Annotated in this window: 18 protein-coding genes and 1 pseudogene; 12 read left to right on the forward strand and 7 right to left on the reverse strand. The window is 64.8% G+C overall.

Annotated elements, in window-relative coordinates:
• Both B1A78_RS06650 and B1A78_RS06655 read left to right on the forward strand, forming a co-directional pair.
• The coding region (locus B1A78_RS06650; RefSeq protein ID WP_256837503.1) for a TPM domain-containing protein at window positions 1–677 on the forward strand (677 nt) is incomplete at its 5' end.
• 223 nt (window positions 678–900) lie between these two features.
• Window positions 901–1,449, forward strand: a complete 549-nt coding sequence (locus tag B1A78_RS06655; RefSeq protein WP_077146194.1) for an NUDIX hydrolase — start codon at window positions 901–903, stop codon at window positions 1,447–1,449.
• Here B1A78_RS06655 and B1A78_RS06660 read toward each other — a convergent pair.
• From B1A78_RS06660 to carA, 7 genes are all read right to left on the reverse strand, one after another.
• The gene (locus B1A78_RS06660) at window positions 1,446–2,081 is read right to left on the reverse strand and encodes a rhomboid family intramembrane serine protease (protein WP_077146195.1); all 636 of its coding nucleotides are present in this window, start codon (window positions 2,079–2,081) and stop codon (window positions 1,446–1,448) included. The genes B1A78_RS06655 and B1A78_RS06660 overlap by 4 nt on opposite strands.
• Before the next feature lie 14 nt (window positions 2,082–2,095).
• Complete coding sequence (gene greA, locus B1A78_RS06665; protein ID WP_077146196.1) at window positions 2,096–2,572, reverse strand: transcription elongation factor GreA; 477 nt, start codon at window positions 2,570–2,572, stop codon at window positions 2,096–2,098.
• 96 nt (window positions 2,573–2,668) lie between these two features.
• On the reverse strand, window positions 2,669–5,989 hold the full coding sequence (gene carB, locus B1A78_RS06670; RefSeq protein WP_077146197.1) for a carbamoyl-phosphate synthase large subunit: 3,321 nt from the start codon (window positions 5,987–5,989) through the stop codon (window positions 2,669–2,671).
• Between the two features lie 3 nt (window positions 5,990–5,992).
• Window positions 5,993–6,826, reverse strand: coding sequence for a ribonuclease E inhibitor RraB (locus tag B1A78_RS06675; protein WP_077146198.1), 834 nt, complete (start codon window positions 6,824–6,826; stop codon window positions 5,993–5,995).
• On the reverse strand, window positions 6,823–7,140 hold the full coding sequence (locus tag B1A78_RS06680) for a hypothetical protein (protein ID WP_077146199.1): 318 nt from the start codon (window positions 7,138–7,140) through the stop codon (window positions 6,823–6,825). Before B1A78_RS06680 ends, B1A78_RS06675 begins: the two co-directional genes overlap by 4 nt.
• On the reverse strand, window positions 7,134–7,586 hold the full coding sequence (locus B1A78_RS06685; RefSeq protein ID WP_144037717.1) for a hypothetical protein: 453 nt from the start codon (window positions 7,584–7,586) through the stop codon (window positions 7,134–7,136). The genes B1A78_RS06680 and B1A78_RS06685 overlap by 7 nt, the downstream gene beginning before the upstream one ends.
• The gene (gene carA, locus B1A78_RS06690; protein WP_077146201.1) at window positions 7,586–8,809 is read right to left on the reverse strand and encodes a glutamine-hydrolyzing carbamoyl-phosphate synthase small subunit; all 1,224 of its coding nucleotides are present in this window, start codon (window positions 8,807–8,809) and stop codon (window positions 7,586–7,588) included. The genes B1A78_RS06685 and carA overlap by 1 nt, the downstream gene beginning before the upstream one ends.
• 131 nt (window positions 8,810–8,940) lie before the next feature.
• Between carA and B1A78_RS06695 the strand changes: the two genes are divergently transcribed.
• From B1A78_RS06695 to B1A78_RS06740, 10 genes and pseudogenes are all read left to right on the forward strand, one after another.
• The gene (locus B1A78_RS06695; RefSeq protein WP_077146202.1) at window positions 8,941–9,393 is read left to right on the forward strand and encodes a GatB/YqeY domain-containing protein; all 453 of its coding nucleotides are present in this window, start codon (window positions 8,941–8,943) and stop codon (window positions 9,391–9,393) included.
• A gap of 54 nt (window positions 9,394–9,447) precedes the next feature.
• A pseudogene (locus B1A78_RS23350) lies at window positions 9,448–9,624 on the forward strand (CHC2 zinc finger domain-containing protein); the annotation flags it as partial.
• 504 nt (window positions 9,625–10,128) lie between these two features.
• Window positions 10,129–12,279 (forward strand): DNA primase, encoded by a 2,151-nt coding sequence (dnaG, locus tag B1A78_RS22065; protein WP_372236868.1) that lies wholly within the window; start codon window positions 10,129–10,131, stop codon window positions 12,277–12,279.
• A 26-nt stretch (window positions 12,280–12,305) separates the two neighbouring features.
• Entirely contained in the window at window positions 12,306–14,327 is a 2,022-nt protein-coding gene (gene rpoD / locus B1A78_RS06710; protein WP_077146203.1) for an RNA polymerase sigma factor RpoD, read from the forward strand.
• Window positions 14,324–14,758, forward strand: a complete 435-nt coding sequence (locus tag B1A78_RS06715; RefSeq protein ID WP_077146204.1) for a hypothetical protein — start codon at window positions 14,324–14,326, stop codon at window positions 14,756–14,758. The genes rpoD and B1A78_RS06715 overlap by 4 nt, the downstream gene beginning before the upstream one ends.
• 107 nt (window positions 14,759–14,865) lie before the next feature.
• The gene (locus B1A78_RS06720) at window positions 14,866–15,723 is read left to right on the forward strand and encodes a polysaccharide deacetylase family protein (RefSeq protein ID WP_077146205.1); all 858 of its coding nucleotides are present in this window, start codon (window positions 14,866–14,868) and stop codon (window positions 15,721–15,723) included.
• A 17-nt stretch (window positions 15,724–15,740) separates the two neighbouring features.
• Window positions 15,741–16,499: a formyltransferase family protein gene (locus tag B1A78_RS06725; protein ID WP_218667952.1), complete on the forward strand. Its 759-nt coding sequence runs from the start codon at window positions 15,741–15,743 to the stop codon at window positions 16,497–16,499.
• A 291-nt stretch (window positions 16,500–16,790) separates the two neighbouring features.
• Window positions 16,791–17,090: a PspC domain-containing protein gene (locus tag B1A78_RS06730; protein ID WP_077146207.1), complete on the forward strand. Its 300-nt coding sequence runs from the start codon at window positions 16,791–16,793 to the stop codon at window positions 17,088–17,090.
• A gap of 274 nt (window positions 17,091–17,364) precedes the next feature.
• Window positions 17,365–18,033 (forward strand): hypothetical protein, encoded by a 669-nt coding sequence (locus tag B1A78_RS06735; protein WP_083733917.1) that lies wholly within the window; start codon window positions 17,365–17,367, stop codon window positions 18,031–18,033.
• A gap of 86 nt (window positions 18,034–18,119) precedes the next feature.
• Window positions 18,120–18,965 carry a MoxR family ATPase gene (locus B1A78_RS06740; RefSeq protein ID WP_077146208.1) on the forward strand — a complete coding sequence of 282 codons (846 nt, stop codon included), beginning with the start codon at window positions 18,120–18,122 and terminating at the stop codon, window positions 18,963–18,965.
• The last annotated feature ends 126 nt before the right edge of the window (window positions 18,966–19,091 follow it).

The following is a 19,091-nucleotide window of genomic DNA, read 5'->3' on the forward strand; positions in this document are numbered from 1 at the left end:
AGGTCAGCCACGTCGGCGCTGCCGATCACGACATCGTCACCGCCGCGGTTGCCGCAGCCGAGGCGCATACGAGCGGCGAGATCGTCACCGTCATCGCGGCGCAGTCGAACGATTATGACGATGTCGCGCTCGTCTGGGCCAGCGTCATCGCCTTTATCGCGATGTCGGTGATCGCGCTCTTCCCCGATTTCTATCGCGGCCTGTACGACCGGCTGACCGGCGGCTGGGGCTATGACCTCACCGCGAACGAATGGCTCGGTACGGTGATCGCGATCGGCGTGCTCAAATGGATCGGCATGTGGCTGATCCTGCTGTGGCGACCGCTGCGCCTGTGGCTCACGCCGCGCGCGATATTGGCGGGCCGCGTCCGTGCGCGCGCCGTCGACCTGTTCAAGGTCGGGACCGAGGCCAAGACGCTCGGCCGCACCGGCATATTGCTCTACGTCAGCCTGAAGGAGCATCGCGCCGACATCGTCGCCGACGAGGCGATCGCGGCGAAGGTCTCGCCCGACGTCTGGGGTGACGCCATGGCGGCACTGATCGACCATGTCCGCGCGGGCCGCCCCGGCGAAGGCATGGCCGAGGCGGTGCGCCAGATGGGCATCGTCCTCGCCGAACATTTCCCCAAGGGCGACGACAATGCCAATGAACTGCCCGACCGCCTGATCGAGATTTAAGACCGCCATACGCCCGCAAACGCGGGCCAATTGACCTCGCACAAAGCCACGAAGCCACAAAGCGGCGCTGCTCGTTGCCGAAGGCTCCTTACCCATAGCCTTGCAATTTCGGCCGCATTTCATGCGTAGCCTCAGGTTGCGCCCGATCCCCCTTTGTGGCTTCGTGGCTTTGTGCGAAACAATATCGCGACGCCCGAAATCGAAAACCGCCCAAGGAGATGATATGTCCCGTCCTGCCCCCGACACCCCTGTCGAGACCAAATGGGAAGGCCGCTTCGTCACCGTCAAGCAACAGGGGACATGGGAATATGTCTCGCGCTCGCGCGGCATCCATGCCGCGGTGATCCTGGCGATCGACGATGCCCCCGACGGCCGCCATGTCATCCTGGTCGAGCAATATCGTGTGCCGATGGGCAAGAACTGCCTCGAACTGCCCGCCGGGCTGGTCGGTGACGACACCGCAGGCGAAGCTGCCGAAATCGCCGCTGCGCGCGAACTCGACGAGGAAACGGGCTATGCCGCCGCGCACTGGCGCAATGTCGGCGAATATTATTCCTCGCCCGGCATGGTCAGCGAAAGCTTCACCCTGCTCGTCGCGACGGGGCTGACCAAGGTCGGCGAAGGCGGCGGGGTCGACAGCGAGGATATCATCGTCCACCGCGTCCCGCTGGCGGGAATCGAAGATTTCGTCGCGGCGAAGCGCGCGGAGGGCTGCGGCATCGACGTGCGCGTCGCGATGCTGCTGGTGGGCGGGCTGCTAGGAGCCGCCTAACGCCCCTTGAAGCGCCAGCGCAGCAGCGGGCGCGCGAGCAAAAGGCCGGCGAGGAAGCCGCCGACATGCGCCCAGATCGCGACATTGCCGAACCCGGCGCCGCCCGCGATCCCGATCAGCAATTGCAGCCCGATCCATGCCGCGGCGAGCCACAGCGCGCGCACCCAATGGCCCGGAATCGGCCCGATCGCCGCAGTGCGCGTGCGGCTGAAAATCAGTGCATAGACCGCGACCAGCGCCGATATCGCCCCGCTCGCGCCGATCACGATCGTCAGCGACGCGGGATCGGCGATCCATTGCGCAAGCGCGCCGGCATAGGCCCCAGCAACGAGCAGGAAAGCGGTCGCCGAAGACCCCAAGGGCGCTTCGAGCTGGCGGCCGATGAACAACAGCATGATCATGTTGAAGACGAGGTGCAGCACCCCGGCGTGCAGGAAGGCCGACGACAGCGGCGTCAGCACGAAGGGCAGCATCGTGCCCGGCGGCGCGATCAGCTCGCTGCCGAAGCGTCCGGGGATGAAACCGGCGCCGATGAAGGCCTGATGCTCATAACCCGTGATCGCCAGAAATATGAAGATGACGACGCACGCCATCGCATAACCGTTGATCACGGGGGTATGGCCGGCGTTCATCGACGCGGCGCCGGTCAGACGAATTCGATCTTCGTCACCACATAATATTTGTCGCCGGCGGGCACGGTGACTTCGATCTCGTCGTCGACGCGGCGACCGATCAGCGCACGGCCGAGCGGGCTGTTATAGCTGATCTTGCCGTCCTTGGCGTCCGCCTCGGCCTGGCCGACGATCTGGTATTTGAGCGGCTTGTCGTCTTCGTCGGCGAGCGTGACGGTCGCGCCGAACACGATGCGGTCGCCCGACAGCGTCGTCGGATCGATCACCTGCGCGCGCGAAAGCTTGTCCTCGAGGTCGCCGATCGTCGCTTCGACCTGGCCCTGGCGTTCCTTGGCGGCGTGATATTCGGCATTTTCGCTAAGGTCGCCATGCGCGCGCGCTTCCTCGATCGCGTCGACGATCAGCGGTCGCTCGGCCTTGAGCGCGGTGAGCTGCGAGCTCAGCTTCTCATAGCCTTCTGCCAGCATCGGCACCTTTTCAACGCTTGCCATTATCCTGTTGTCCTTCGTCAATAATTCCGCCTCGGCGGGAGAGCGCCGGGCGGCAGAGCCGCTGTAGCCTTCGATGTCGGGGGGTGAAGCGGTCCCTCAGTAATAGTCCTGAAGCGGCTTTACTTCAAGACTGTGCGCACGGAGAGCACCGATCGCATGGGTCGCGGCCTCGCTGCCCGCAGCGGTCGTGTAATATGCGACATCGGCCGCCAGCGCCGACGCGCGGATCGATTGCGAGTCCTGCAGCGACTGCCAACCCTCGGTGGTGTTGAAGATCAGCTGCACATCGCCGTCCTTGATCCGGTCGACGATATGCGGGCGCCCTTCGGCGACCTTGTTGACGCGCTCGACCGCGACGCCCTGCGCATCGAGATAGTCGGCGGTGCCGCCCGTCGCGATGACGCGCCAGCCCCAGGCGCGCAGCTGCCGCACCGCATCGATGATGCGCGGCTTGTCGCTGTCCTTGACCGACACGAACAGCCGGCCGTCGGTCGGCAGGCGGTCGCCGGCGCCGAGCTGGGCCTTGGCAAAGGCGAGGTTGAAATTGCTGTCGATTCCCATGACTTCGCCGGTGGACTTCATTTCGGGCGACAGCACCGGGTCGGTGCCGGGGAAACGCGCGAAGGGGAAGACCGCCTCCTTCACCGCGACATGCGAAATGTCGCGGTTGATCTTCGGCAGGTCGGCCAGCTTCTCGCCCGCCATTACGCGCGCGGCGATCTTGGCGATCGGCGAGCCGACGGCTTTCGCGACGAAAGGCACGGTGCGGCTCGCGCGCGGGTTAACCTCGATCAGATAGACCTCGTCGCCCTTGACCGCGAACTGGATGTTCATCAGCCCGCGCACTTCGAGCGCGCGCGCCAGCGCATCGGCCTGACGCTCGATCTCGGCGACGATCTCCGCCGACAGGCTGTATGGCGGGATCGAGCAGGCGCTGTCGCCCGAATGGACGCCGGCTTCTTCGATATGCTGGAGCACGCCCGCGACGACCACATCGGTCCCGTCGCACAGCGCGTCGACGTCGACCTCGATCGCGTCGCGCAGATAGCGATCGATCAGCACCGGCGAATCGCCCGACACCTGCACCGCGGTCTCGATATAATTTTCGAGCTGCGCCTGATCGTCGACGATCTCCATCGCGCGGCCGCCGAGCACATAGGAGGGGCGCGTCAGCACCGGGTAACCGATGCGTGCCGCGACCGCGACGGCTTCCTCGCGGCTGCGCGCGATGCCGTTCTCGGGCTGCTTGAGGCCAAGCTTGTTGACCAGCGCCGCGAAGCGCTCGCGGTCTTCGGCGAGGTCGATCGCGTCTGGCGAGGTGCCGAGGATCGGGATGCCCGCTTCGGCCAAGGCTTGCGCGAGTTTCAGCGGCGTCTGGCCGCCGAACTGGACGATCACCCCGACGAGCGTGCCCTTCGACTGCTCGACGGCAAGGATTTCGAGCACATCCTCGGCGGTCAGCGGTTCGAAATAGAGGCGGTCGGAGGTGTCATAATCGGTGCTCACCGTCTCCGGATTGCAGTTGATCATGATCGTCTCGTAGCCCGCATCCTCGAGCGCGAAGCACGCGTGGCAGCAGCAATAGTCGAACTCGATCCCCTGCCCGATGCGGTTGGGACCGCCACCGAGGATGACGATCTTCTGCCGCTCGGACGGGTTTGCCTCACACTCGGGGGTGCCGAAGGTCGGCGCCTCATAGGTCGAATAGAGATAGGGGGTCTGCGCCTGGAACTCGGCCGCGCAGGTGTCGATCGTCTTGAACACCGGGCGCACGCCGAGCTTGTGGCGCAGCGCGCGCACTTCGGCCTCGGTCACGCCGCCGGTCATCGCCTTCACCGCCTCGTGGATCAGACCCGAACCGCGCGCGGTCGCGCGCGCGGCGCCGGGGCGCAGATGCGCCGACTTGAGTGCGAGATAGGCGAGGCGCTTGTCGCTGAACCCCATCGCCTTCAACGCGCGCAGCCCCTCGGCGTCGCGCGGCAGGCCGTTTTCCATCACGCCATTTTCGGCGGCGACGATCTCGGCGATGCGTTCGAGGAACCACATGTCGTAACCCGCGACGCGGTTGATCTCGGCGAGCGGCAGCCCTTCGCGGATCGCCTGCGCGGCGTTGAGCAGCCGGTCGGGGGTGCGGTTCGCGAGTTCGCTGCGCAACTGGTCGTGGCTCGCGCCGACGAGGCGGTCGACGAAGTTGAAGCCCGACAGGCCGGTCTCCAGCCCGCGCAGCGCCTTTTGCATGCTTTCATGGATCGTGCGGCCGATCGCCATCACCTCGCCGACCGACTTCATCGCGGTCGACAGCGTCGCCTCGGCGCCCTTGAACTTCTCGAACGCGAAGCGCGGGATCTTGGTGACGACATAGTCGATCGTCGGTTCGAACGACGCCGGGGTCACCCCGGTGATGTCGTTCATGATCTCGTCGAGCGTATAGCCGACCGCGAGTTTCGCCGCGACCTTGGCGATCGGGAAGCCCGTCGCCTTCGACGCCAGCGCCGACGAGCGCGACACGCGCGGGTTCATCTCGATCACGATCAGGCGGCCGTCGGCGGGGTTCACCGCGAACTGGACGTTCGACCCGCCGGTCTCGACCCCGATCTCGCGCAGGCACGCGATGCTCGCGTTGCGCATGATCTGATATTCCTTGTCGGTCAGCGTCAGCGCCGGCGCGACGGTGATGCTGTCGCCGGTATGCACGCCCATCGGATCGACATTCTCGATCGAGCAGATGATGATGCAATTGTCCTTGCGGTCGCGCACCACCTCCATCTCATATTCTTTCCAGCCGAGGAGCGATTCCTCGATCAGGACCTCGGTGGTCGGCGAGGCGATCAGGCCGCCGCGGACGATATGCTCGAATTCCTCGCGGTTATAGGCGATGCCGCCGCCGGTGCCGCCCAAGGTGAACGACGGACGAATGATCGAGGGCAGCCCGGTGCGTTCGAGCACCGCGAACGCCTCGTCGAGCGTGTGCGCGACGCCGCTGCGCGCGCTCTCGAGCCCGATCTTGTCCATCGCGTCGCGAAACTTCTGCCGGTCCTCGGCCTTGTCGATCGCCTCGGCGTCGGCGCCGATCATCTCGACGCCATATTTCGTCAGCGTGCCGTCGTTGAACAGCGCCAGCGCGGTGTTGAGCGCGGTCTGCCCGCCCATCGTCGGCAGCACCGCATCGGGGCGCTCCTTCGCGATGATCTTCGCGACGATCTCGGGCGTGATCGGCTCGACATATGTGGCGTCGGCGAGGTCGGGATCGGTCATGATCGTCGCCGGGTTGGAGTTGACGAGGACGATGCGATAGCCCTCCTCCTTCAACGCCTTGATCGCCTGCGTTCCCGAATAGTCGAACTCGCACGCCTGGCCGATAACGATTGGGCCGGCGCCGATGACGAGGATGGATTTTATGTCGGTTCTTTTGGGCATGGTTCAGTTTTTCTTGGCGCCAAATAGTTTGTTGAGGAAGGAAGGCGGCTTGGCTGGTGGTTCGCGACGAGGGCTGTTGTTGCCGGGTGTGGCCGCGAAAGTTTCCCAACCATCATACTCGACGCCACTCTCCTGAGCTAAGTCGAGTAATTGAGGGGTAAGCTCGTAAAATGCGGCGATCTGAATTGCCATCAAACGGTTCAAGACCACCCCACTAGGATCGTTTAGCCAATGATCGACCTCAAAACCCAGTTTTGCGAGCTTCGCAACCAACAGCTGAAGTTTGAGCCGGTCGCCGTAAAACCAAAAATCAACCTTTCTAGGTACGTCCGGCTGATCGCCATTCTCTTCCAGAGCGCTGACAACCTGTCGGTCCCCGTCTAGCTGCGTATCCAGTGGTGTGGGGGTGATGAACTCACGGTAGGTTGAAAGAGCAAAATCCGAAGTGACTTCGATGCCGACAATGTCCGTATCGATATCGTCGATCAGCTCGGAGATTGGCGCCCCTCGCCCATGCGCAAAGTACAGAACACGTCGCCCGTCCCCTGTTACGCTGGCCGTGTGAAAGCAACGACCTTGGAGAGAAGAGAGCGACGAAATCAGCAGGTCTTCAAGGTTTTGCAGGCCTGTCAGGGCAGGAGACGTTGGCATGCCATTGTCTTGGATCTGGTCGGGGTTCAAATCGCAAATCACCGCCGACACAGCATTGGTCGTCTCAAAGTCGATGATGAAGTCGTTGTTGACTCGCGCACGCACGATCAGCGGGTAACCGTCGGCCGATTCCCGGCTCATGAGCATCCAGCGATCGGTGTCACCCCCAATGGTCAAGTCGCTCACTGCACATTCCGATCGACGCCGATCTGCGGGTCGGTCCCGCCGACCTCGGCGATGAAGTCGAGCACTGGGCGCGCGGTCGCTGCGACCCATACCGCGTCGGGCACGACATCCTCATATTCGAAGATCAGATGATGCCGCCCGACCCCGCGCGCTTCGGCAAAGCCGCGCGCGCCGGCAAGTTGCACCGCCTCATAGGGCAGCCGCCGCGCGCAGGTGATGTTGAGCCGCACGCCGTTGCCCCAGCGCTCGGGATGCGCCGCGGCATCGGCGGCCAGCGCGTCGAGCTGGTCGGTAACAGGCGCACCGCCTAACATGTCTCGCCGCCCAGCTCGACGATGGATTCCGGCGGCGAGTCGTCCATCGCATCCTGCTGCTCATCGATCGTCGAGTAGCGATCTTCCAGCGGGATATATCCGATCCGCATGCCGTTCGTATTTTTGAGCTGCTTGATCGACCGCAGCAGACCCGACATGTCGCGCACATCGACCGCGCGGATGTAGAAGGCATTGGTGTCGCCATCGCCGTTCATCAGCGCGCCGGGAAGGCCATAGGTCGCCGCGGCCGCCCTGCCCGCCTGCAAGACGTCCGGGTCGCTGTAACCCCGGAACCAGATGATGGTCAGATATTTCTGCTTGCAGTCGAACGACGTGGTCACGGTCGTGGCGCTGTCGGGAACGAAGCTCTTGAGCTTGTCCTGCGCAGCGGCCGGGGCAGCCAAGGCGATCGCCGGCGCCAGCAATGCGAGCGCGACCTTGCGCATCATGCGCCTTCCCCCCGCGAGATACCGCCCACGAACTTCTCGAACAGATAAAAGCTGTCCTGCGGCCCCGGGCTCGCCTCGGGGTGATATTGCACGCTGAAGGCGTTCTTGCCGGTGATCGCGATGCCGCAGTTCGATCCGTCGAACAGGCTGCGGTGCGTCTCGACCACGCCCTTGGGCAGCGACGCGGTGTCGACCGCGAAGCCGTGGTTCATGCTCGTGATCTCGACCACGCCGTCGTCGAAGTCACCGCCGACGCGCTGCACCGGATGGTTCGCGCCGCGATGGCCCTGATGCATCTTCACCGTCTTCGCGCCCGCCGCGATCCCGAGCAACTGGTGGCCGAGGCAGATGCCGAAGATCGGGACCTTGCGTTCGAGCAACCCCTTGATCACCGGCACGGCATATTCGCCCGTCGCCGCGGGGTCGCCCGGGCCGTTCGACAGGAAGACACCCGCGGGGCGCAGCGCCATGATGTCGTCGAGGCTGGTCTTCGCAGGCACCACCGTCACGCGCGCCCCGGCCTTCACCAGGTTGCGGAAGATATTATCCTTCGCGCCATAATCGACCGCGACGACATGCGGCGCCGGATCGCCCTCGCGCTTGTGCGCCGACGCCTCATAACCCGAGCCCAGGTGCCACACGCCCGCGTCCCAGCTGCCCTGCCGTTCGCGCGTCACCGTCTTGGCGAGGTCCATGCCCTCGAGCCCCGGCCAGCCCTGCGCCAGCAGCAGCAGCCGGTCGATGTCGAACTGGCCGTCGGGGGCATGCGCGACGACCCCGGTCGGCGCGCCCGCGTCGCGGATGCGGCGGGTCAGCGCGCGCGTGTCGATCCCTGCGAGCCCGATCAGCCCCTGCGCCTTCATCCAGTCGGGCAGCGTCTGCACGCTGCGGAAACTGCTTGGGCTCGTCGGCAGTTCGCGCGTGATGCAGCCGATCGCGGCGCGCTTCTCGCGCTCCATATCCTCGGGGTTCGCACCGACATTGCCGATGTGCGGGAAGGTGAAGGTGATGATCTGCCCGGCATAGCTGGGGTCGGTCAGGATTTCCTGATAGCCGGTCATCGCGGTGTTGAAACAAATCTCGCCCACACCCGCACCCGCGGCGCCATAGCCCAGCCCCCACAGGATCGTCCCGTCGGCAAGGACGAGGACGCCGGTGGCGCCGGCAGGAGGCGTTTTGGACGCGACTTTAGGCGCCTCTGGGGGGGTGGCTGGTGCCATTCAACATGCTCCGGACGGGGGGCTAAACGGCCGACCAAGTAGGAGGCAAAAAAGTGATTCACAAGCTATCGGATTCGGAAACTTGCCGCTAGAGAGGGCCTTTCCGAAATTTGCAGCGCATGGGGACACGCATGATTCGTGACGACATCAAGGCTGCGCAGGTCGCCGCGATGAAAGCCGGCGACAAGGCGCGGCTCGGCACCATCCGGCTGATGCTGGCCAAGATCAAGGACAAGGACATTGAACTGCGCACCGGCACCGCGCCGGCCGACGACAATGTGCTGGTCACCGACGTGCTGCAGAAGATGGTCAAGCAGCGCCGCGAGTCGATCGCCATGTACGAACAGGGCGGCCGCCAGGAACTCGCCGACATCGAGGCGGCCGAGGTCGTGGTGATCGAGGATTTCCTGCCCGCGCAGCTTTCGGACGACGAAGCGCAGGCGGCGATCAAGGCGATCGCGGCCGAACTCGGCGCGTCGAGCCTGAAGGATATGGGCAAGGTCATGGCCGCAGTGAAGGACCGCCACGGATCGGAACTCGACATGAGCAAGGCGAGCGGCTGGGTTAAGGCGGCCTTGAGCTAAATCCCGTCGCCTCGCCCGCTTGCGGGCGGGCGCAGGGGTAGGCATATCCGGACTATGGCGCTTACCCCGCAATGGCTGGACGAACTGCGCGCGCGCATCACGCTGTCGACCCTGATCGGTCGCACGGTGAAGGTGACGCGTGCCGGCCGCGAATATAAGGCGTGCTGCCCCTTCCATAACGAAAAGACGCCCAGCTTCACGATCAACGACGAAAAGGGCTTTTACCACTGCTTGGCAGCGGACACCTTGGTCATGACCGAAAATGGCCGGTTACCCATCGCGAAGCTCGTCGACAGAACCGTTCGCGTCCTGTCGCGCGGTGGAGAATGGATTGCCGCTCCTTTTAGATCCTATGGCGAACAGCAGCTTTGGAAAATCGAACTCTCGCGTAACGGCGTTCGCAAAGAAGTTTACGCCACGTCGGGCCACCGCTGGTTCGTTAACAGCCGGACCCGTTCCTATACGACCGAGGAACTACGCGCCGGATACGCGCTTGAATCGGCCCTTCCAGAAAAACGGTCTGATTGGACACTCGATCCGGAAGGGGTGCGGCACGGAATAGTTTTCGGCGATGGCACCATGGACAGGGGCGTTTACGGCACCTTGAACCTTCATGGCGAGAAGGATGCCCAATTACGCCGCTGGTTTCCCGGCCAGGAACACCATGTTCGCCAGCGCAAGGGTGGCGCGCTTTACCTGCGCATCTATGGCGGGCGCGCGTTTTCCCACATGAAAATGCTCCCCGGCGCCGACCGATCGCCGGCCTATCTCCTAGGCTTTCTGGCGGGGTATCTGGCTGCGGATGGACATGTGGCGAAAGACGGCACGGTCATCCTCAATTCGTCATCTGCCGGCCATCTAGAGGCCGTCCGCGATATCGCGACGGCGCTCGGCATAACCACCTATGGTCGCACGACCCTTATGCGCAAAGGCTATGGATCCGCGCCAAGCCCGCTACACCGCATCCATTTCGTTACCTCGACCTTGTCGGACGAGCTGTTCCTGCTCGATACTGCACGGCAGAGGTTTACGGCCCGCACGAAGAAGTTTGACCGCCTGCGTTGGGTCGTGCGCTCAGTCGAGCCCACCGATCGCATCGAAACGGTATATTGCGCCGAGGTGCCACGCCATCATGCCTTCGCGCTCGACGACAATATTCTGACCGGCAATTGCTTCGGCTGCAGCGCGCATGGCGATGCGATCCGCTGGATGACCGACCAGCGCGGCCTGTCGTTCATGGATGCGGTGAAGGAGCTCGCCGGCGAAGCGGGCATGGAGGTTCCCGCCGCCGACCCGCGCGCCGCGAAAAAGGCCGAGGAGCAGGCGAGCCTGCGCGACGTGACGCAGGCGGCCGCCGACTGGTTCACCCAGCAACTCGGCAGCAGCAACGGCGCCCCCGCGCGCGCCTATCTGGAAAAGCGCGGCATCTCCGAAGCGACGCGCAAGGCCTTCGGTTTCGGCCTCGCCCCCGAAAGCCGAAGCGCGCTGAAGGAAGCGCTCAAGAAATTCCCGACCGCGATGCTCGTCGAATCGGGCATGCTCATCGCGGTCGACGACAAGGAACCCTACGACCGCTTTCGTGGACGCCTGATGATCCCGATCCGCGACGCGCGCGGTCGGGTGATCGCGTTCGGCGGCCGCATCCTCGGCGACGGCGAGCCCAAATATCTGAACTCGCCCGACACCCCGCTCTTCGACAAGGGGCGCACGCTCTACAATCTCGACAAGGCGTCGCCCGCCTCGCGCCAGACGAACCGGATCATCGTCGTCGAGGGCTATATGGACGTCATCGCGCTCGCCGAGGCGGGAATCGCCGACGCGGTTGCGCCGCTCGGCACCGCACTGACCGAGAACCAGCTCGGCATGATCTGGCGCATGGTCTCCGTTCCCGTCCTCTGCTTCGACGGCGACGCCGCAGGGCAGAAGGCCGCGATGCGCGCCGCGAGCCGCGCGCTACCCCTGCTCCGCCCCGGCTTCAGCCTCGCCTTCGCGACGCTGCCTGCGGGTCAGGACCCCGACGATCTGGTTCGCGCGCGCGGCGCTGCGGGCTTCGTCGAAGTCCTCGAAGCGGCCGAGCCGCTCGTCGAACGCCTGTGGGCGCATGAGGTCGCCGCCGGCCCGCTCGCCACGCCCGAGGAGCGCGCCGCGCTCAAGACGCGGCTGCTCGCCCACGCCGATGCGATCGAGGATGCCGACGTCCGCCACCATTATCGCGAAGCGTTTCGCGAGCGGCTCGACGGCCTGTTCGCGCGCAAACAGCCCGAGCGCGGGCCGCGCGTTCCCTGGGCGCCGCAGGGCCCGCGCGGCGCGGGCCGCCGCTTCGCGCCCGACCCGCGGCTGCAACCGCCCGTCGACGAAGCGCGCAGCATTGGCCAGATCGGCATCGGTGGGCATTTTGCCGGCGCGCTGATCGGCGGACTGCTACGTTATCCCGTCGCGCTCCGCCGTCACGAGGAGGCGCTGTGCCGGCTCGCGGTCGCCGATCCGGGCGACGCCGAACTGCTCGGCGTAATGCTTGACACGGCAATGCGGCAAGAAGGGCTTGATACTGAGGGCTTGCTTGCCATATTGGAGCCAATGAAAGTGTATAATAGGGCGACGACATTGCTCAGAGCCGATGGAATGCACTTCTCGTTCAATCGCAGGCTGGACAGCAAGGATGGGGCCGATGCGGCGCGGGAAACCGCGCTTCGCGACCTTGATGAATATATCGGCGTGCTCGTGACGCAGCCCGAAATCCGCGCCCGGCTTGCCGAGGCGACTGCGGATTTCCAGCGCACGATGGACGACGAAGGTCTGGCACGGCAGCAGAAACTGCGTGCGATGGACGAGGATTTGACCCGCCGCCTGGCCGCGCTGTCCGAAGACAGCCCCAGGTTCGAATGATTTAGACGCCCTAGGCAGGAACCCAAATGGCCACCAAGAATAGCGAAACCGACGCCGACATCGACGGCCCGCTGATCGACCTCAACGAGGCCGACGTCAAAAAGCTGATCGCGCGCGGCAAGAAGCGCGGTTACCTGACCGTCGACGAGCTCAACGCGGCGCTGCCGCAGGACGAGATGTCGTCGGAGCAGATCGAGGACATCATGTCGGCGATCTCCGACATGGGCATCAACATCGTCGAAAGCGACGAGGACGTCCAGGAAGAAGCCGAGCAGGAAAGCGACGACGAGGTCGATGTCAGCGCCGGCACCGGGTCGCTGTCGAACCCCGCGATCGAAAAGAAGAAGGAAACGGTCGATCGCACCGACGATCCCGTTCGCATGTACCTGCGCGAAATGGGCGCGGTCGAACTGCTCAGCCGCGAAGGCGAAATCGCGATCGCGAAGCGCATCGAGGCGGGCCGCGACACGATGATCCTCGGGCTGTGCGAAAGCCCGCTGACCTTCAACGCGATCATCGAATGGTCGAACGCGCTCAACAATGGCGACATGCAGCTGCGCGAGATCGTCGATCTCGAAGCGATGCTGTCGAAGGACCCCGCGCCCGAGAATATGGACGAGGAAGGCGCCGAGGACGACGGCGAGATCAGCGAAAAGACCGCCGGCGTCTCGTTCAAGGACGAGGACGAGGTCGAGGAAGAACCCTCGGCCGACGGCGACGACGAGGATGGCGAAGGCTCGTCGGGCAAGCGCGAGAGCTTCGAAGAGGATGAGGAAGACAACACCCTCAGCCTCGCGGCGATGGAAGAATTGCTCAAGCCCGACGCGCTTGAGAAATTCGCCAACATCACCAAGAGCTTCAAGGCCTTTTCGAAGCTGCAGGAAACCCGTCTCGAAGCGCTGTCGTCGGGCGATGATTTCCCCGCGGCTTCGGAAAAGAAATATCACAAGCTGCGCGAAGAACTCACCGCACAGGTCGAAAGCGTGCAGTTCCACGGCACCAAGATCGAATATCTGGTCGACCAGCTCTACAGCTACAACCGCCGCCTGACCGCGCTCGGCGGCCAGATGCTGCGCCTTGCCGAGCGCCACAAGGTGCCGCGCAAGTCGTTCCTCGACAATTATGTCGGGCGCGAGCTCGAGGAAACCTGGCTCGACGCGGTCGCTTCGATCGACAAGAAATGGGCCGCTTTCGCCGAGAATGAGGCCGGCGCGGTCGACCGCATCCGCATCGAGATCAGCGAAATCGCGCAGGCGGCAGGCATGAGCCTGACCGAATTCCGCCGCGTCGTGAACATGGTCCAGAAGGGCGAGCGCGAGGCGCGCATCGCCAAGAAGGAAATGGTCGAGGCGAACCTGCGCCTCGTGATCTCGATCGCCAAGAAATACACGAACCGCGGCCTGCAGTTCCTCGACCTCATTCAGGAAGGCAATATCGGCCTGATGAAGGCCGTCGACAAATTCGAGTATCGCCGCGGCTACAAGTTCAGCACCTATGCCACCTGGTGGATTCGCCAGGCGATCACCCGCTCGATCGCCGACCAGGCGCGCACGATCCGCATCCCGGTCCATATGATCGAGACGATCAACAAGCTGGTCCGTTGCAGCCGCCAGTTCCTCCACGAAAGCGGCCGCGAGCCGACGCCCGAGGAAATGGCCGAGCGTCTGTCGATGCCGCTCGAAAAGGTCCGCAAGGTGATGAAGATCGCCAAGGAGCCGATCTCCCTCGAAACGCCGATCGGCGACGAGGAAGACAGCCACCTCGGCGATTTCATCGAGGACAAGAACGCGGTCATCCCGGTCGACGCCGCGGTGCAGTCGAACCTCAAGGAAACGGTCACCCGTGTCCTCGCGTCGCTGACTCCGCGCGAGGAACGCGTGCTGCGCATGCGCTTCGGCATCGGCATGAACACCGACCACACGCTCGAGGAAGTCGGCCAGCAGTTCAGCGTGACTCGCGAACGTATCCGCCAGATCGAGGCCAAGGCGCTGCGCAAGCTCAAGCACCCGAGCCGGTCGCGCAAGATGCGGTCGTTCCTCGATCAGTGAGGCAGATCGCGACCGGCATCGTCGGCCTGTCGTTGCTGGCTTCGCCCGCAGCGACATCGGCCTTCGATGTCGAAAGCGAAGCCCGCGCGGAGATCGTGCGGCTCGGCCTGATCGTGATGAAAGCCGATGAGCCGACCGAGGATTTTATCCTCTCCCGCGACGTGGCGCGGCGCGCAGTCGAGCGCGGCGTGCTGAGCGGGATGCTCGAAGGCTGTAACGCCGAGTGGGAGAATGGCAGCTACCTGCACTTCATGGCCGGCGTTCGCCGAAGCAAGAGATTCGATCAGGACCAACTGGCCGCGATCGGATTTTTCCATGGTTTTTCCATGCAGCGATCGCAGGACGAACTTGGCGCGGGCAAGAGCATATGGTGCTCGCCCGAACGGCTCGAGACCCTGCAGTCGATGGCGCTCCGGCAAGACCCCTGGTGAGCGCGGCATAGCGGCGCCACCGACGCCAAGGTCGGCCCGTAGTTGCGCACATTCGCGCCAGGCCGCGACAAAGTCTTTGTGCGGCGCCCACGGATTTGCCATTGCCAATGACGATGCCCTCCGCGCCGACCTTTGCCGAAACCGCCGCCGAAGCCTGGGCGCCCCTCACCGGCTGGCGTGCCAGAGCGCGCAGCGCCGCGCGCGCGGCGCGGATTCGCCTGGCGGCGATGCAGCAGGGACCGCAAACCGCCCCCTTCGTCCGCTGCCTCTACTCTCACGCGGTCTTTTCCGACACGGTGCCGACCTTCCGTGCCTTTCTGAAGGCCGCAAAGCAGGAGGGCGAGTTCGTCGACACCCCGACGCTCCGCGCAATCATCGCCGACGGCAAAGCCTCCGACGGGCGCTTCTTTCACCTGAGCTTCGACGACGGCTTCGCCAGCGTTTATGAGGATGGCGGCCCGGTGATGGAGGAGGAGCGCGTCCCCTACACCATGTTCGTCGCGACCGACCTGATCGACGCCGATCCCGAGACGCTGAACAGCTATTTCGCGCATATGCCCGCCTATCGCGCGCGGGTTCGCACGCTCGACTGGCCGCAGGCGAAGGCCGCCGCCGCCGGCATCGGCGAAATCGGCTGCCACACGCGCACCCACGCGCGCCTCTCGAAAATCTCGGGCGATCCCGTGCGCCTCGCCGACGAAGTCGCGGGTGCCAGGGCGATCATCGAGCGCCACGTCGGCCAGCCCTGCGACAGCTTCGCCTGGCCCTATGGCACCGCGACCGACATCGACGATGCCGGCCGCGCCGCGATTGCCGACGCGGGCTTCACCAGCAATTTCAGCGCGGTGCGCGGCGCCGTCCGCCCCGGTGCGACCGACGTGATGGACATCCCGCGCCACCAGCTCGAATTCCACTGGCCGCTCCACGAACTGATGGTGTGGGCGCGGGGGTTCCGCGAGGCATGACCTTGCGCGTCGCCCTGATGACCAGCGGCCCGGTCGGCGGCGCGGGCGTGGTGCTCGACCGACTGACCCGCGTGCCGCAGGTCGAGATCGCCTGCCTGATCGTCTCCGAGAGCGTAGTCGCCAAACGCAGCCGCAAGAAGATGCTGCAGAAGATCTGGAAAATCGGCCTGCTCGGCGCGCTCAACGGTATCCGGATGCGCAAATGGTTCGGCCATGACATGCGCACCGACGCGCGCGAGGTCGCCAAGGCGCATGACATCCCGATCGTCACCGTGCCGCGCGTCAATTGCGACGAAACCGTCGCGGCGCTCCAGCACTACGCCCCCGACATCGGCATCTCGACGGGCAACAGCTATATCGCCTCGCGCGTTTTCACGGTGCCGAAACAGGGCTTCATCAATTTTCATGGCGAGCTGCTGCCCGAATATCCGGGCGCGCAGAGCGTGATCTGGCCGATCTATTTCGGCCGCAAGCAGACCGGCTATACGATCCACCGCATCGACAAGGGCATCGACACCGGCGCCGTCCTTTACAAGCGCGCGGTCGACATCGACTTCCAGCCCAAACTCGCCGACACGATCCGCCGCACCAACGACAGGGTGCGCGAAGAATTGCCCGAGGCCTTTGCGGCGCTGCTCGCCGACTGGGACGCGCATGCCGCCGCCGCGACGGCGCAGAGGGCCGAGCGCCATTTCACCACCCCGACCTTTTGGGAATATCTGCGCATCGAGCGCAACCACAAGCGGTTGTGGCGCGAAAGCCTGCGCAAAGCCTGATTGCTGCGCTGCACAATTATTTTCGCCATCCTCTTAAAATCTTCATCTTCTGCCGCCAGATAGCGTCCGCACGGCAGGCAGCGGCCTTCAGCCGCCGTTCAGCCGGATACCGTCAAATGGCGGATATTCCCAACTGATGGGAATGGATTCGAACGAACATGGTGAGGACATCGGGCACCCTATCCCGAAACCCAAGCAAAACAAGCAAAGACAGGAATTGGCACGCCCGTTGCTAAGCAATGGACATGAACGCGGAACGGACCCCGCGGACCACCAGGAAAGACGCAGAAAATGGACAGTGAAACCACCAATCTCTTCCGCCGCCGCGACACCATGTTCGGGATTTGCGAGGCCGTGGGTCAGGATTTCGGGATCAACCCGACGTGGCTGCGTATCGCCTTCATCGCCCCGCTCTTCTTCTTCCCCTTCCAGACCTTTGCGGTCTACTTCGGTCTCGGCGCGGTCGTGTTCGCCTCGCGCCTGATCTTCCCCGCGAAGAAGGCCGCTGCCCAGCCTGCCGCGATCGCCCCCGCCGTCGCGACCGCCCAGCCGGCAAAGGAAGAAAGCAAGGAATTCGCGCTCGCCGCTTGATCGGCGCCAGGGCGGACACTCCCTCTCCCCCGCGCCCGCCCGCGCATCGATCCGCACGGCCCCGGCCCCACGGGCCGACCGTGCCGCAACAGGGACCGGCAAGCATCCCCCGCTTGCCGGTCTCTTTTTGTCGCTGCCTGCCACTTTTGTCCCTGCCTGAGACAGGCTGCGATCACTTGGTCGTCCGCTTATAAACGGGGTGTTTACGACGTTGCGCTATGACTCGCGGATGAGCTTCGGCAGCCCCTTGTTGCCGGCCCGCAAGGATGCAGCGTTGAGCCAATCGCCCCAGTTCCAGACGCAGACGCGCAGCGTCGCCGAGATGCTCGACGCGCTGGTCGCCAGCGACGGCACCGGCGCGCATCGCCATGTGCGCAGCGGCGGGCTGTCGAACGGCCCCGACGCGATGCGCAACCTCGCCGACGCGGTCCACTTCCTCTGCCTGCTCCACGGCCGCCACCCGGGCGTGATCGACCTTGCCGCGCGCAAGGCCGTCGATCCCGTGTCGCGCGGCTGGATGGAAGAAGCCGCCGAGGCCTTCGTCGAGGAACGCGCCTTCCTGTCGAAGGTCGCCGCCGCGGTCGGCCCGGTGCCGAGCACCCAGGGCCAGGACCAGTGCGAGGCCGCCGTCGCCGCGCAGCGCAAGGCGCTCGACATGCTCGCCGAATCGGACCGCCACGGCTGCGCCGTCGGCGCCGCCATCGCACTGACGCTCGACTGGCGCACGATCCGCGTGCTGCTCGACATCAGCGCGCAGCGGCTCGACATGACGCCGCCGCGCTGCACCCTGCCCGACCTGCGCGAAACCGCCCGCCTTGCCGGCGCCGTCGCCGACACGCCCGCCGCCGAACGCGCGCTCGTGTTCGGCGCGCAGCAGCTCATCGCGCAGCACAGCGGCCTCTGGGACCTGCTCGAAGCCCGCGCGGCCAGCCGCGCCATTTAACTGACGCCTCGTCAGGCGCGCTTGCGCCCTCCCCCTGCCCTCGCTATGCCCGCTTGACGTTCACGTTAAGGGAAAGGCGAGCCGCCATGCGCTTCGAAGGAACCAGCGCCTATATCGCAACCGACGACCTCAAGGTCGCGGTCAACGCCGCGACGCTGCTGCGGCGTCCGCTGCTCGTGAAGGGCGAACCCGGCACCGGCAAGACCGTGCTCGCCGAACAGATCGCCCAGGCCTTCGACGCGCCGCTGATCACCTGGAACATCAAGTCGACCACCAAGGCGCAGCAGGGCCTTTATGAATATGACGCGGTCGCGCGCCTGCGCGACGGCCAGCTCGGCGAAGAGCGCGTCCACGACATCCGCAATTACATCCGCAAGGGCAAATTGTGGGAGGCCTTCACCTCGCCCAAGCTGCCCGTGCTGCTGATCGACGAGATCGACAAGGCCGACATCGAATTTCCGAACGACCTGCTCCAGGAACTCGATCGCATGGCGTTCCATGTGTACGAGACCGACGAGACGATCACCGCGAAGGAGCGCCCGATCGTCGTCATCACCTCGAACAATGAAAAGGAACTGCCCGACGCCTTCCTGCGCCGCTGTTTCTTCCACTATATCAAATTCCCCGACCGCGACACCATGGCGTCGATCGTCGAGGTCCACTTCCCCGGCATCCAGAAGACGCTGGTCAGCCGCGCGATGGATATCTTCTATGAAGTCCGCGACGTGCCGGGGCTCAAGAAAAAGCCCTCGACCAGCGAGCTGATCGACTGGCTCAAGCTGCTGCTCGCCGAAGACATGCCGCTCGAAGTGCTGCAGAACCGCGACGTCGGCAAGGCGATCCCGCCGCTCCACGGCGCGCTGCTCAAGAATGAGCAGGACGTGATGCTGTTCGAAAAGCTGGCGTTTATGGCGCGGCGTCAGGGCAGCTGAGTCAAAAGATCCTCCCTGTGGCGAAGCCATGGGGAGGAGGACCGCTCGCGAAGCGAGTGGTGGAGGGGCCGCGACGGTAGCTCCATCGCCCCTCCGTCAGCGGCTCCGCCGCTGCCACCTCCCCAT

The organism is Sphingopyxis sp. KK2 (genome assembly GCF_001990265.1).
GTDB lineage: Bacteria > Pseudomonadota > Alphaproteobacteria > Sphingomonadales > Sphingomonadaceae > Sphingopyxis.